Genomic DNA, 14,392 nt, shown 5'->3' with positions numbered 1-14,392 from the left:
GGAGATGAACCATGATTCCCATTGTGCTTTCCGGCGGTAGCGGCTCAAGGCTCTGGCCGTTGTCCCGCCGACAGTTCCCCAAGCAGTTTCTCGCCCTGACCGGCGACCACACGTTGTTCCAGCAGACCCTCCAACGGCTGACGTTCGATGGCATGCAAGCGCCCATCCTGGTGTGCAACAAGGACCACCGCTTCATCGTCCAGGAACAGCTCGGCGAGATAGAGATCACACCCCATGCGGTCCTGCTCGAACCCTTCGGCCGCAATACCGCGCCGGCCGTGGCAATGGCCGCCATGCAACTGATCAGCGAAGGGCGTGACGAACTGTTGCTGGTCCTGCCTTCGGACCATGTCCTGGAAGACCTGGAGGCCTTCCGCGAGGCGCTGGTACTCGCCACCAGCACCGCCGAGCAAGGTGAGCTGGTGCTGTTCGGCGTACCGGCGACCCGGCCGGAAACCGGCTACGGCTACATTCGCTCCGAACAGGACCCTGCGCTGCCCGAGGGGATCAGCCGGGTTGCCCAGTTCGTGGAAAAACCCAACGCCGAGCGTGCCCGGGAATTCGTCGAATCCGGCGACTACTTCTGGAACAGCGGCATGTTCCTGTTCCGCGCCAGCCGCTTCCTGGAAGAGCTGAAGAAACACGAATCCGACATCCACGACACCTGCCGGTTGGCCCTGGAACGTAGCAAATGCCATGAGGACCATATCGACATCGACGAAGCCACCTTCGCCTGCTGTCCCGACAACTCCATCGACTACGCGGTGATGGAAAAGACCGCGCGCGCCTGCGTGGTGCCCCTGGATGCCGGCTGGAGCGATGTGGGCTGCTGGGCATCGATCTGGGACGTCCTCGACAAGGACGCCGACGGCAATGTCATCAAGGGCGACGTGGTTGTGCAGGACAGCCACAACTGTCTGGTGCACGGCAACGGCAAGCTGGTCTCGATCATCGGCATGGAGGACGTGGTGGTGGTGGAAACCAAGGACGCCATCATGGTCGCCAACAAGAATCACGTGCAGAAGGTCAAGCAACTGGTCGAGAAGCTCAAGGCCGAAGGCCGCAGCGAAGTCGAAAACCACTGTCAGGTCTATCGGCCGTGGGGCTATTACGACTCCGTGGACACCGGCGGACGCTTCCAGGTGAAGCACATCACCGTGAAACCCGGCGGCCGGCTATCGCTGCAGATGCACCACCACCGCGCCGAGCACTGGATCGTGGTTTCCGGCACTGCCGAAGTGACCTGTGACGACAAGGTGTTCCTGCTTACCGAGAACCAGTCCACCGACATTCCCATCACGTCGGTCCACCGCCTCTCCAACCCCGGCAAGATTCCCCTGGTGCTGATCGAAGTGCAGACCGGCAGCTACCTCGGCGAGGACGACATCACACGCCTGGACGACGTCTACGGCCGCGAGGAGCACGAGACGCTCGGGATCACGCCCCACCGTTGACTCACCGGTTGCCTGTAGGAGCGGATTCGATCGCGAATGAATTCGCTCCCACGACCGGATTTCCCGGGCTACTGGCTGCCACAGGGAACGGACCTGTAGGGGCGATTTCAATCGCCAAGCGGACCGCAGGTTCGCCCTTCTACTTTGCAGGGGCAGCTTCGCCGCCCTTGGCGAATGAATTCGCCCCTACAGAAAAGTGCGTTAGGCCGACGGCTTGCCCTTGCGATCAGCGCACAGGGCAATGACGAAATTCCGCAGCTCGTCGCGCTCCACGATGCCCAACTCGCCGCGCTGGTAGGCAGCATCGATCAGGCCAATGCAGTAGCCATCGTATTCCTGGCACTGATCAGCCGCCGAGAAGGCAAGGTTGGCGACGGCCGCATAGAAAGGCTTGATCGCGCCCGAATCCAGGCCATCGATCATTTCCCGCAGAGGAACCGGAATCAATGCGGCCCCGGCTACGGCCCGGTCTTCTGCAATCTCACGGGTCCAGGAGTAACGATCAGTCATGGGGCCTCCGGGCGGTTCTGTGAACTAAAGAAGATGGTAGACCAGTCCAGCAGGCTCCAATACGCGGCGTAAAATGACTGACTAGCGGCGCGCCGCTCCCCCAGAGTATTCCCTGAACGCTTTCGCCATGCCGCTCTCTATTCCATCGGAGCCCCTAGCCTGATCCTCCAGGGTAGGCGGACTCGCAGCGGTGATGTGGCAATTCCTTCCGATATAGAGGCCTTCAGGACCCGCAATTTTTGGCCTTTTCGCCGTCGGTCACCTACAAACATGCAGGTATACATACGGTCCTATGCTTCGGCTTGTGCCCTTGCATACCGGGCATTGAGCCAACAGCCGGGGCCTCGGCCCTGTTAACGCTGGATGGATCGCCTTGCTGATTACTTTGCCGCGGTGCTGCTCGCAACCGCGGTTTTTTTGTGCCTCTGCGCAGCGAAGATCCTTGGATCGAACCCTCCCCTTGCCCTTCACGCCGACGAGGGCACAGCCGTCTGAAATGCGCTCACCTGTCGCCCAGTTCGTTTGCTAGACCGTCAATAGCTACGCTTTGTCTGCCTGTTCGCTCAATCATCAGGCTTCCCCCTTGAAGCAGCCTCACTGCGGGTTTGGTGTTGCGAACTTTCCACCGTCTATCTTGTGAACATCAGCGACCGTGCGGGCAAGCCGCTGGAGGGCGGCAAGACCTGTCGCCTGACGGTGCCGGCGAACGCGCCCATCGAGCAGTATTGGTCGGCAACGGCCTACGACCGCGAGACGCACGCGTTGATCGTCGGCATGCCCCGCCCCAGCCTCGCGGCGAACGACCCGGTGGTGCAGAAGAATGCTGATGGCTCGACGGATATCTACTTCGGCCCGAAAGCGCCTGCCGGGAAGGCGTCAAACTGGGTGCCGACAGATCCGAAACGACGCTTCGAGCTGCTCTTTCGCCTCTACGGCCCGAAGAAGGAACTGTTCGAGAAGACGTGGAAGCTGCCGGACGCCGAAGCTATGGAGTGACCCTATTCCTGCCCCTTCAACGATAGGTCATGGCGGAAGCCAGCCACTCACAAAGAGTTGCTACCGGCCAGAAGCAGTGGGATGGACTCCCCTGCCGCTGACTATGGTTCGCACCTTCAGTCTGTGAGCGGGAGCCCATATCGAACATCAGAGCAGGAGAATGAATCTGCCCTTTTTCCCGTGGCAACAAGGGAGCGTTGCCGCAGGCTCGGTCATGTGTGCGGAAAGTGGATAGAACGGGGGCGCCTCTGCGAACGACACTGGCCCCGCGGACTTGCAGCAGCATGCTGCAGGCGCGTCCTCAATCCGAAACCATGAACTTTCCGAGGCTTGTATGACCACCCCTGCCGAGCAACTGGAGCAACGGCTGAAACAACAGAAAATCACCGAAGTCGAATGCGTGGTCAGCGACCTGACCGGCATCGCTCGCGGCAAGATTTCCCCTACCAACAAGTTCCTCGGCGAAGGGGGCATGCGACTCCCGGAAAGCGTCCTGCTGCAGACGGTCACCGGTGATTTCGTTGATGACGACGTCTATTACGACCTACTGGACGAAGCCGACATCGACATGGTCTGCCGCCCCGATCCCGACGCCGTCTTCCTCGTGCCCTGGGCGCTCGAACCGACCGCGATGGTCATCCACGACACCGTCGACAAGTACGGCAACCCGATCGAGTTGTCGCCGCGCAACGTGCTCAAGCGCGTTCTGAAGCTTTATGCGGATAAGGGGTGGAGCCCGGTCGTGGCGCCGGAGATGGAGTTCTATCTGACCAAGCGCAGCAGCGACCCTGATTTCCCCCTCGAGGCTCCCGTGGGCCGATCGGGGCGCCCAGAGAGCGGCCGCCAGAGCTTCTCCATCGATGCCACCAACGAGTTCGACCCGCTGTTCGAGGACGTATACGACTGGTGCGAAGCACAGGGGCTGGATCTGGATACGCTGATCCATGAAGACGGCCCGGCGCAGATGGAGATCAATTTCCGTCACGGCAACGCGCTGAGCCTGGCCGACCAGATCACCGTGTTCAAGCGCACCATGCGCGAAGCCGCGCTCAAGCATGATGTGAGCGCAACCTTCATGGCGAAGCCAATCACCGACGAACCGGGCAGCGCGATGCACATTCACCAGAGCGTGCTGGATGTGGCCACCGGCAAGAACATCTTCGTCAACGCGGATGGTTCCAAGAGCGAGCTGTTCCTCCACTTCATCGGCGGCCTGCAGAAGTACATTCCGAAGGTGCTTCCCATGTTCGCGCCGAACGTGAACTCGTTCCGCCGCTTCCTGCCGGACACCTCGGCTCCGGTGAATGTCGAGTGGGGCGAAGAAAACCGTACCGTCGGGCTACGTGTTCCGCCCGCCTCGCCTGAGGCGACGCGGGTCGAGAACCGCCTGCCCGGCGCAGATGCCAACCCCTACCTCGCGCTGGCTGCCAGCCTGCTCTGCGGGTACCTGGGCATGGTCGAGAAGTGTGCCCCCAGCACGCCGGTGCAAGGACGTGGCTATGAGCGCCGCAACCTGCGCCTGCCGATTACCATCGAGGACGCGTTGGCCCAGATGGAAGACTGCGAAGTGCTAGTGGAATACCTGGGCCGCAAGTTCGTGCAGGGCTACGTTGCCGTGAAGCGCACCGAACACGAGAACTACAAACGGGTGATCAGCTCCTGGGAGCGCGAGTTCCTGCTGCTGAGCGTCTAGCTCGCCCCCATTCCGTCATCACAACAAAAATACGGGAGTCGATATGAGACTGCTGCGCTACCTTGCGCCCTTTGCCCTGGCCACGATGGCCCAGGTCGCCCACGCTGAGCCGACGATCAGCGTCTACAACTGGACTGACTACATAGCCCCCGACACTCTGGGTGAGTTCCAGATAACCACCGGCATCAAGCCGATCTATGACGTCTTCGACTCCAATGAAACGCTGGAAGGCAAACTGCTAGCGGGCCGTTCGGGTTACGACGTGGTGGTGCCGTCCAACCACTTTCTCACCCGCCAGGTGCAGGCCGGGGTCTTCCTCGAACTCGACCGCAGCAAGCTGCCGAACTGGAAGCACCTGGACCCGAAGCTGCTCAAGCTGCTGGAACAGAACGATCCGGGTAACCGCCATTCGGTGCCGTACCTCTGGGGCACCAACGGCATCGGCTACAACGTCGAGAAGGTGAAGCAAGTGCTGGGCGTCGACCACGTCGACTCCTGGTCGGTGTTGTTCGAGCCGGAGAACCTGAAGAAACTGCACGCGTGCGGCGTCGCCTTCATGGACTCCCCCGACGAGATGATCCCCTCGGTGCTCAACTACCTGGGCCTGGACCCCAACAGCACCAACCCGGCCGATTACCCGAAAGCCGAGGCCAAGCTCGCGGCGGTGCGCCCCTACGTCACCTACTTCCACTCGTCCAAGTACATCTCGGATCTGGCCAACGGCGACATCTGCGTGGCCTTCGGCTACTCCGGCGACGTGTTCCAGGCGGCGGCGCGGGCGAAGGAAGCCAAGAACGGCATCGAGATCGCCTACAGCATTCCCAAGGAAGGCGCGAACCTCTGGTTCGACCTGATGGCCATCCCGTCCGATGCGAAGAACCCGGACCAGGCGCTGGCGTTCATCAACTACATCCTGGAGCCCAAGGTGATCGCCGGCATCAGCGAGTACGTCGGCTACCCCAGCGCCAACGCTGACGCCAAGGCGCTGCTCGACCCGGAGATGCAGAACAACCCCGAGGTCTATCCGAGCCAGGCCGTGCTCGACAAGCTGTACATCGCCAAGGCGCCGCCACCCAAGATCATGCGCCTGATGACCCGCAGCTGGAGCAAGATCAAGTTCAACCAATGAATCGAGAACGAGCCATGACTCACACCGAGGAGCATGCTGCGTCCTATTACGCCGCAACCGCCCGAGACAAACAGCTGTATCCCTCGCTCGCGGGGGACGTTCGCGCGGACGTTTGCGTCGTCGGCGGTGGGCTCACAGGCGTCAACACTGCACTGGAGCTGGCCCAGCGTGGCCACTCCGTCGTGCTGCTGGAAGCCCGGCGCATCGGCTGGGGCGCAAGTGGGCGCAACGGCGGCCAACTGATACGCGGCATCGGCCACGACGTCAGTGGCTTCGCCAAGTACGTGGGCGAGGAAGGAGTCCGTTACCTGGAGCGTGCAGGCCTCGACTCGGTGACCCTGGTCGCGGAGCGCATCCGCGACCTGAACATCGACTGCGATTTGCGCTGGGGCTTCTGCGAGCTGGCCAACACCCCCGCCCAGTTCGCCGCCATGGCCGAGGAGCAAGAGGAACTGAATGCGCTGGGCTATCCGCATCAGACCCGGCTGGTAGGCCCCGGCCAGATGCGTGAGGTGGTGGCAAGCGATTGCTATGCCGGCGGCCTGGTCGACATGGGCTCAGGTCACCTGCATCCGCTGGACCTGGTGAAGGGCGAAGCCCGCGCGGCCAAGGCCTTCGGCGCACAGATCTTCGAGCAGAGCCCGGTGCTGCGCATCGAGCACGGTAAGACCGCGATCGTCCACTGCGCGCAGGGACGCGTGCTGGCGAACAACCTGGTGCTCGGCTGCAATGCGCACCTGGACGATCTGGAACCCAGGCTGACCGGCAAGGTACTGCCCGCTGGCAGCTACGTGGTCGCCACCGAGCCATTGTCGGAGGAACTGGCGGCACAGCTGATCCCGCAGAACATGGCGCTATGCGACCAGAAGGTGGGGTTGGACTACTACCGTCTGACGGCCGATCGGCGCCTGCTCTTCGGGGGGGCCTGCCACTACTCGGGTCGTGACCCGAAGGACATCGGCGCCTACATGCGGCCGAAGGTGCTCAAGGTATTTCCCCAGCTCGAGCAGGTCAGGATCGATTACCAGTGGGGCGGCGTGATTGGTATCACCGCCAATCGCTTCCCGCAGGTGGGGCGGCTCAAGGCGCATCCGAATGTGTTCTTTGCCCAGGGGTATTCCGGTCACGGCCTGAACGTCACGCACTGGTCAGCCAAGCTCCTGGCAGAGGCCATCCATGCCGGTCAAAGCCAGGGCCTCGACCTGTTCAGCGCAGTGCCGCATCTGACATTCCCCGGAGGCAAGCTGCTGCGCTCCCCGTTGTTGGCGCTGGGCATGGCATGGTATCGGGTGCGGGAGTTACTGGGCTGATAGATCGGCTCTTGTAGGATGGGTGGAGCCTGGGCGATACCCATGTTGCAGCGATCGTGATTGATGGGTATCGCTTCGCTCCACGCCATCCTACGGTTCTACGCCAAGGCTGCCTCTGCAGCAGCTCAGGCGCGGTAGCCCTGCTTGACGGTGGTCTTGGGGTACTCGCCGAAGAGGGCGTGGTAGGACTGGGAGAAGCGGCCCAGGTGCCAGAATGACCATTTCATGGCCACCTCGGCCACGGTGACGCCCGATTCGGCTGCCCCCAGCAAATCGCGGCGAGCAGCATTCAGTCGTCGATTTCTAAGCCACACGATAGGTGGGATGCCGGCATAACGCAGGAAGGATTGCTGAAGGCTGCGTGGCGATACACCGGCTTTCGCGGCCAACTCGGTCATCCCGAAGTTCTCTTCTGGACAATCGTCGACCACTTCCTTGACCCGTTGAACGACTCGCTTGGCCTGGACGGTAGAGCGCGACCGGCGCCCGTCACCGATCGGCGCTTCGCAGAGCAAGTAGAAACAGTCGGAGACGATGGTCTGCGCGACACCTGGGGCATCCATATGGCGTTGGCCGCCGAATGCACCAGTGAGCATATCGCTGAGCGACGCTGCGACTGACCTGCAGTTATCGGATCGAAGAGGCGTGAGCACCAGGTCGGCGAACGCGTCAAGCGGCTGGCCCCATTGCGCCGCCTGCTTGATCACCACCGCCACCTCGCGATAGTTCTCCGGCGTGACCCAGGCGTTGCGAGTCTCGCCATCGAGCAGGTAGAGCGTGTTCTCCGACATGTCGAAGCTGAAGACCAGGGCGTCTGGCGGAGCGTGGAACTCCTGCTCCACACGAAGGTTCATTTGCTCCTCATAAAGCTCGATCCCCTGGACTTCGGCATGCAGAATACGGCCCGAGAATCGCCCGGCAGACATCTGCGTGTACTGCTGCTCCCAGCCAGGAATGGCTATCCGCTGCTGATCTACTTCTTGTGCTTCGACAACCCTGATTACCATACCCAGGCCTGCTGGTTTTTTAGGCCCGGAAGGCTATCAATCGCCATGCGCCCCGTGCAAGTCGGGAAATGCGTGGCCGCCGCTGTCCCCAACGAGCGCTCGCAATCGGCCGGGTGGAGCAGTTCGCCAACGACCGCAGTCGGCACAGACTGGGGCACAACGCACGCTCACTACTTCCCTGCTGCCGTTACACCGGGAGCAGTGAATCCGGGAGGTGTTTTGAGCCACGGGAAGCCCTTCACCGCCATGTCATAACCGGTTGCGTAGAGACTGCGCATGTATTCGTTATCGAACTCTTCCTTGTGCGGAGCGTTAAAGCTCGAGGGTATGAATCCGAGGTTGAAATCCACACCATCACGCTGGGTGGTGGAATAGATCCGGTAGAGGTCGCCGATACCCTGGCTGTGGATCAACGAGGTGACCGCGCGACCGGCGATGCTCATGGTTTTGCGCTCGACGTCCGCCCAGTCCGGGTCGAGCCGTGAATTGCGTATCACGTATAGCTTGCGCTCGCGGGTCACTCCAACTGCTTTTGCTTCCTCATCGACGCGAACAGACGCCGGATAAGCGAACACCTGTGCCATGATGCCGCCGTCCACGTGCATTTCCTGATAGGCCTTACCATCGACTTCTACGTCGATCATCATCGGCGGAAATCCTCCCGGAATAGAGGCAGATGCAATCATGACTCTCACGAACAGATCCAATGCCTCAGGACCGCCATAGGTCGCGATTTTCCCCATGTCCCAGATTATGGCGCGGCGCGCATCGAGGTCCGCAGTGGCAACTAACAGAAAGCGGCCCTTGGCGTACTCGGCGGCGATTTCATCGAGTATCTGCTCATTCAACGACTCGCGTGTCAGCTTCAATAGCGGTGCGTTGTCTGACATTGCATCACCCAGAACGCCTTCGAAGAAACTGCGCGGCTCGAGGACGTCTTTCGGTGACAGCGTCGTATAGAACTTTTTCAGTGTCTCGTCGTACTTCGGCCCCAGAAATGCGAAAGGCGCGATCAGAGCGCCCGTGCTGATGCCAGTGACGAGTTTGAATTCCGGACGCGTGCCTGTAGCCGTCCAGCCATTTAACACGCCTACGGCGAACGCCCCATTGTCACCACCGCCCGAAATGGCCAGGTATACCGCTGGCGGCAGGGGTCCTTTGTGCCCTTGCTTTACAAGATAAGCCTGCTCCCGCTGGAGCGCTTGAATGCCGATCCGGGTGAATTCTGTCATGTCGCCGCCGCCGACATAGCGCACGCCAGGCATGCCTGGAATTTCCGCTCTGGCCGTCAGATCGTTCGGTACCGCCGGTAGGCGTATCGGCGCCATGGTGCAGCCCTGCAACAGTAGCAACAGGGTCACGATCAGGTTGGTGGCTTTCATAGTCGACTCTCTCGCTGAGCGCGACGTCGCACATGTTCGCGCGGATCGTTTCCCAACAATTTGCATGCCAGGGTGCGGATTGATCATCTGTGGCAACTGCGCGGGGTCGTTGAGTGAGGACAGCTTTGGCTCCCGTTACTTCATTAAAGACGCTTCACGTTTCTGCGCTCAGAAAACCTGGAGCCCGACGTCGCTGGTCTGGCTGGCCGGACCACGAACAGCAATCAAAACCAACATAGCGGTTATAGACCTCTCCCCCGCTGGCTTGTTTTCGGTGTATCGACTAACGGCAGCCAGTTGCCTCCCCCCGCAAAAACTGACCCAGATCAATGGCACTCAAGATCCTGCTTCGGCGGCTGGGGACCTGACATGAACTGCGAAGAACCTGTCGCCAAATGAATGGTCGCCTCCCCCCTCTCCATCCCTAGATTCCTCCTCGAGGTCTGAGCTAAGGGCCCCGTTTCCCAGTAGCTCGCCCGGCCGAACAAACATCGCCAGAGGAGAACAACAAGATGCGCGTAGAACAACTTACTTGCAGTATCGGGGCCGAGCTTATCGGCGTGAACCTCGCGGATGCGGCTTACGATGACGGCCTCTTCGCCGAAATCCGCCAACTCCTGCTCAAGCACAAGGTGCTGTTCCTGCGCGACCAGGACATCAGCCGTGCCGAGCATGTGGCCTTTGCCCGCCGCTTTGGCGAGCTGGAAGACCACCCGGTGGCCGGCAGCGACCCGGAGCATCCGGGCCTGGTGCGCATCTACAAGGAACCGGGCCAACCCAACGACCGCTACGAGAACGCCTGGCACACCGACGCCACCTGGCGCGACGCCCCGCCCATGGGTTGCGTGCTGCGCTGCGTGGAAGGGCCGTCGGTAGGCGGCGACACCCTGTGGGCGAACATGGCGTTGGCCTACAAGAAGTTGCCGGAAGACGTGAAGCAGCGCATCGAAGGCCTGCGCGCCCGCCACAGCATCGAAGCGAGCTTCGGCGCGGCCATGCCTATCGAGAAGCGCTTGGCGCTCAAGGCCATGTATCCGGACCCCGAGCACCCAGTGGTGCGCACCCACCCGGAAACCGGCGAAAAGATCCTCTTCGTCAATGCGTTCACTACCCACTTCACCAACTTCCACACGCCCGAGCGCGTGCGCTACGGCCAGGACTACAGCATGGGCGGCAGCGACCTGATGCGCTACCTGGTCAGCCAGGCCTACATCCCGGAATACCAGGTCCGTTGGCGCTGGAAGAAGAACAGCATGGCCATCTGGGACAACCGCTCTACCCAGCACTACGCCGCGATGGATTACCCGCCTTGCGTCCGCAAGATGGAACGCGCCGGAATCATCGGCGACAAGCCCTTCTGATCATCGAACCGCACAACAACCACTAGATAGCCGATCCCAGGAGTAAGTCATGAATTTCATCGATGGTTCCCTGTTTGTCGAAAACATGGAAAAGCTGGTCATCACCGCCGCCCCCTACGGCCCGGAATGGATGCCGTCCGACTTCCCGGAAGACATCCCGGTAAGCATGGACGCGCAGATCCAGAAAGCTGTGGACTGCTATAACGCCGGCGCCACCGTGCTGCACGTCCACGTACGTGAGGAAGACGGCAAGGGCTCCAAGCGCCTGTCCAAGTTCAACGAATTGCTGGCGGGTATCCGCGAAACCTGCCCGGGGATCATCCTCCAGGTCGGCGGCTCGATTTCCTTTGCCCCCGAAAACGACGGCGACGTTGCCAAGTGGCTGTCCGACGACACCCGCCACATGCTGGCCGAGCTGACCCCGACCCCGGATCAGGTGACCATCGCGATCAACACCAACCAGATGAACGTCTGCGAGCAGATGACCGCCGCCGACATTCGCGGCACTTCGCTCGAAGACCCGGTGATGCTCAGGGCCTACCAGGAAATGACCATCCCGGCCGGTCCTGCCTGGGTCGAGGAACACATTCGCCGCCTTTCGGCCAACGGCATCCAGACTCACTTCCAGTTGGCCAATATCACCCAACTCAACACCGTCGAGCGCATGATGCGCCGTGGCACGTGCAACGTACCGCTGATCCTCACCTGGGTAGCCATCGGCGGCGGCTTCGACTCGCCGAATCCGTACGACCTGGCCAACTTCGTGCGCGCCTGCCCGGATGGTTCGGTGCTGACGTTGGAGACCAGCATGCGCAATGTGCTGCCGCTGAACATGATGGCCATCGCTCTTGGCCTTCACGTACGTTGCGGCATCGAGGACAACATCTGGAACCAGCGCCAGACCGCCAAGATGACGACCGTCGAGCAGATCGAGCAGTTGGTTCGCATCTCCCGAGAGTTCGGCCGTGAAGTGGCCAATGGCGAGGAAGCCCGCAAGATCTACAAGATCGGGACCTTCTACAAGGACGCCGACGAGACCCTGGCCAGGAACGGCTTCGCGCCAAACCGCAAGCCGGGTCAGGTCGGCTTCACGCAGCACACCTGATGCTCCGGTCGGTCAGCACTGCAACTGGCCGACCATTTTCCGCGGCTCGCTGCCATAAATGGCAGCGAGCGTTGGATGCGATGCCTCGGTCGCTGCTCCGCTTCCCACATATCTCCGCAACGTAGGATGGGTTGAGACTGCGATACCCATGCTGTTAACCCGGATTGGCACTGAGCCAAGCGAAGCCAACGAATCGTTCGTTTCCAGGTTGCTTCCTGTAGCACCTCGCCCGGGATCAGGGGCCGTGACTTAGAAGTGGTACGCCCCGGAAATGATGACGGCGTATGGATGCTCGGTTTCCCCCACGACACGCCCACGCACGGCAGACGGCCCGGTATCCACAGGCGACTCGCCAAAGTCCACCAGATGCAGGTTGAACTCCACCGACTTGCCATTGCCATGATCGACCTGGACCCCAGCGCCTACTCCCCACATACGATCCAGCGGCATGGCCAGCGTTCGTTTGCTGTCGTCGACTGGCGCCTGCACGTAGAAGGTGTCGAGGGTGTAACGCAGGCCGCCGTTGGCGGGAAATCCGTAGCCCAGGGTACCGGCCCAGAAGTTGTTGAAGCCGCTGTCTTCCACGTCGATCGTTTCGCCATCCAGCGAAACCGAGTTGGCGCCGAACCGGGAGAATTCCACCCAGGCGAGGTCCGCAACGATGAACGCCCCGGAATCCAGTTCGTGATAGATGCCGCCGATGATGCGCTGAGGCATGACCTGCTCGACCTCAATCTTGTCGCTCAGGATGCCCCGTTCGAGCAATCCGCCAATCACTGGACCCGTGTTGCGGAATTTGAGGTCGCCATCGATATCCGTCTTGGATTCGCTTGTGTACACCAGGCCTAATCGGGTTTTCGCCGTCATTTCCCACAACAGCGAGAGACTGAAGTTGGTCCCGACGCCATCGAGGTCGGCCTCGAGCTTTCCATCGGCAGCGCCGGGTACGAGCGTGTTGATGGCAACTTCAGACTGGGACGAGATGTAGTTGATACCCACGGAAGCACCGATCGACCATTGCTCGTTGATTCGCCAGGACAACGCAGGAGTCACGGCGACATAGACCAGCGAGTAACTGTCGGTGTAGTAGCGGCCAGCCCAATCGGAACCGTATTCGGAGCCAAATCCGGACGGAATGGTCAGCGAGATGCCTCCATGGAGGGACTCAGTGAACGGCCGAACGTAATAGGCCTGCGGAATCATCACTGGGTTGAGGTCGTTATCGGGATCTCCCCCGCTGGTAGTGGTCTGCCCCTCGTCCACCTCGAAGGTGCCCAGCCCGGTGGCCTGCATCAGGCTGATCGATGCAGCCGGCTTGTGCAGCCTGGACATGCCGGCCGGGTTGTCGCTGGCGGTTTCAGCGCTGTCGGCACTGGCGGCGATGCCCGCAAATCCCGCCGAGCCGGCAAAGACGGACGACGTGCACAGGGAAACCAGTACGCCGGCCAACACCCGGAACGATGCACTTTCCATGGAGCCCCCTTGGTCAGTGTGAAGTTGGTGCGCAAAGCTGCGCCTGCCTCACTGCCGATGTTTATGAGTACATCTCGTGACAGAGATAAATCGGACGCCGTGCGGTGGTTAATTCTTCTGCCCTCTGCAGAAGGCCTTTGCCAGTTCGGAATTACATGCCGAAGCCTAGTCAGAGGAGTTGGAGGCGCAACTTGAAGGGAGGAAAATCTGCGGATCAAGGGCGTTTTCCGCTTCTGACAAGGCAATCCCGTGAAATGCAAAAGCCCGCCAAAGAGGCGGGCCTTCGTGCAACGACGCCAAGGATCAGTCGTTGTGTTTGTGCTTGTGTTTATGTTTGTGGCTGGCTTTGTGGTTGTCGTGGTGGTCATCGTCGTCGGCCAGGTTGTTGCCGATAGCACTGCCGGCAGCCCCGCCCAGACCGGCGCCGATTGCGCCACCGGTGGAGCCCCCTACCTTATTGCCAATCACCTGGCCGCCGGCCGCACCGAGACCACCGCCGATCGCTGCTTCGGTCTTCTTGCCATCCTTCGCACTCACCGCCCCGCCTGCTGCGCCGCCCAAACCGGCACCGATCGCAGCGCCAGTGCTTCCGCCGACGGCCTGGCCAACGACACTCCCCACGGCCCCGCCAATGCCGCCGCCCACCGCTGTGTTGGTCGTTTCATCGGCGGCTACGTACTGCGAAGCCAGAATGCTGAGGGCAAGTGCCGAGAGTGATTTACGCATCTTTCGAACCTCGAGTTGGAAACGGGTGCAGACAATTCTGTCGGAAGGGAAACAGGCAGACAATGCAAGTTCGGTCCTTCATGGACCTGAGTCAAAAGTCTATTTACTAGCGCTACCGGCTATCGAGCAAAGTCCGTATTTAAACCCAGGCGCCCACCAATGACATCTACAAAATCTGCACTACATCGAGCCACATCGAGGGGTAGAAAAAGGTTTCGCTCGGGCGTTCATGCGCAAAGCGAGAGT

The 14,392-nt window shown here is 61.0% G+C and carries 12 protein-coding genes; 7 read left to right on the top strand and 5 right to left on the bottom strand.

Annotated elements, in window-relative coordinates:
- Positions 1-11 precede the first annotated feature (11 nt).
- Entirely contained in the window at positions 12-1,454 is a 1,443-nt protein-coding gene (locus MnOB_RS25315) for a mannose-1-phosphate guanylyltransferase/mannose-6-phosphate isomerase (protein WP_077527294.1), read from the top strand.
- A gap of 201 nt (positions 1,455-1,655) precedes the next feature.
- On the opposite strand, the gene MnOB_RS25310 is transcribed toward MnOB_RS25315, so the two are convergent.
- On the bottom strand, positions 1,656-1,964 hold the full coding sequence (locus tag MnOB_RS25310) for a hypothetical protein (RefSeq protein WP_077527293.1): 309 nt from the start codon (positions 1,962-1,964) through the stop codon (positions 1,656-1,658).
- Positions 1,965-2,600: 636 nt separating this feature from the next.
- On the opposite strand from MnOB_RS25310, the gene MnOB_RS25305 reads away from it, so the two are divergent.
- From MnOB_RS25305 to MnOB_RS25290, 4 genes are all read left to right on the top strand, one after another.
- Complete coding sequence (locus tag MnOB_RS25305; protein WP_199824599.1) at positions 2,601-2,960, top strand: DUF1214 domain-containing protein; 360 nt, start codon at positions 2,601-2,603, stop codon at positions 2,958-2,960.
- Positions 2,961-3,294: 334 nt separating this feature from the next.
- Positions 3,295-4,653 (top strand): glutamine synthetase family protein, encoded by a 1,359-nt coding sequence (locus MnOB_RS25300; protein ID WP_077527292.1) that lies wholly within the window; start codon positions 3,295-3,297, stop codon positions 4,651-4,653.
- A gap of 43 nt (positions 4,654-4,696) precedes the next feature.
- The gene (locus MnOB_RS25295; protein WP_077527291.1) at positions 4,697-5,782 is read left to right on the top strand and encodes a polyamine ABC transporter substrate-binding protein; all 1,086 of its coding nucleotides are present in this window, start codon (positions 4,697-4,699) and stop codon (positions 5,780-5,782) included.
- A gap of 14 nt (positions 5,783-5,796) precedes the next feature.
- Positions 5,797-7,092: an NAD(P)/FAD-dependent oxidoreductase gene (locus MnOB_RS25290; protein ID WP_077527290.1), complete on the top strand. Its 1,296-nt coding sequence runs from the start codon at positions 5,797-5,799 to the stop codon at positions 7,090-7,092.
- A gap of 125 nt (positions 7,093-7,217) precedes the next feature.
- Here MnOB_RS25290 and MnOB_RS25285 read toward each other — a convergent pair whose 3' ends face one another.
- Both MnOB_RS25285 and MnOB_RS25280 read right to left on the bottom strand, forming a co-directional pair.
- Positions 7,218-8,099 (bottom strand): helix-turn-helix domain-containing protein, encoded by an 882-nt coding sequence (locus MnOB_RS25285; protein ID WP_077527289.1) that lies wholly within the window; start codon positions 8,097-8,099, stop codon positions 7,218-7,220.
- A 170-nt stretch (positions 8,100-8,269) separates the two neighbouring features.
- Positions 8,270-9,481: a patatin-like phospholipase family protein gene (locus MnOB_RS25280; protein ID WP_234358329.1), complete on the bottom strand. Its 1,212-nt coding sequence runs from the start codon at positions 9,479-9,481 to the stop codon at positions 8,270-8,272.
- 512 nt (positions 9,482-9,993) lie between these two features.
- On the opposite strand from MnOB_RS25280, the gene MnOB_RS25275 reads away from it, so the two are divergent.
- Together MnOB_RS25275 and MnOB_RS25270 are read left to right on the top strand one after the other, a co-directional pair.
- Positions 9,994-10,842 (top strand): TauD/TfdA dioxygenase family protein, encoded by an 849-nt coding sequence (locus MnOB_RS25275; protein ID WP_077527288.1) that lies wholly within the window; start codon positions 9,994-9,996, stop codon positions 10,840-10,842.
- A 49-nt stretch (positions 10,843-10,891) separates the two neighbouring features.
- A complete protein-coding gene (locus MnOB_RS25270; protein WP_077527287.1) occupies positions 10,892-11,947 on the top strand; it encodes a beta-keto acid cleavage family enzyme in 1,056 nt (351 codons plus the stop codon).
- Between the two features lie 249 nt (positions 11,948-12,196).
- Here the strand turns inward: MnOB_RS25270 and MnOB_RS25265 are convergent, their stop codons facing one another.
- Positions 12,197-13,420: an OmpP1/FadL family transporter gene (locus tag MnOB_RS25265; protein WP_077527286.1), complete on the bottom strand. Its 1,224-nt coding sequence runs from the start codon at positions 13,418-13,420 to the stop codon at positions 12,197-12,199.
- 303 nt (positions 13,421-13,723) lie between these two features.
- Positions 13,724-14,146, bottom strand: a complete 423-nt coding sequence (locus MnOB_RS25260; RefSeq protein WP_077527285.1) for a glycine zipper domain-containing protein — start codon at positions 14,144-14,146, stop codon at positions 13,724-13,726.
- Positions 14,147-14,392 lie beyond the last annotated feature (246 nt).

Origin of the sequence: Metapseudomonas resinovorans (genome assembly GCF_002003485.1) — a bacterium.
In the GTDB taxonomy this organism is placed as follows: Bacteria; Pseudomonadota; Gammaproteobacteria; order Pseudomonadales; family Pseudomonadaceae; genus Metapseudomonas; species Metapseudomonas resinovorans_D.
The sequence above is the reverse complement of the archived record's forward strand: the minus strand, read 5'-3'. Positions and strand labels throughout refer to the sequence as shown.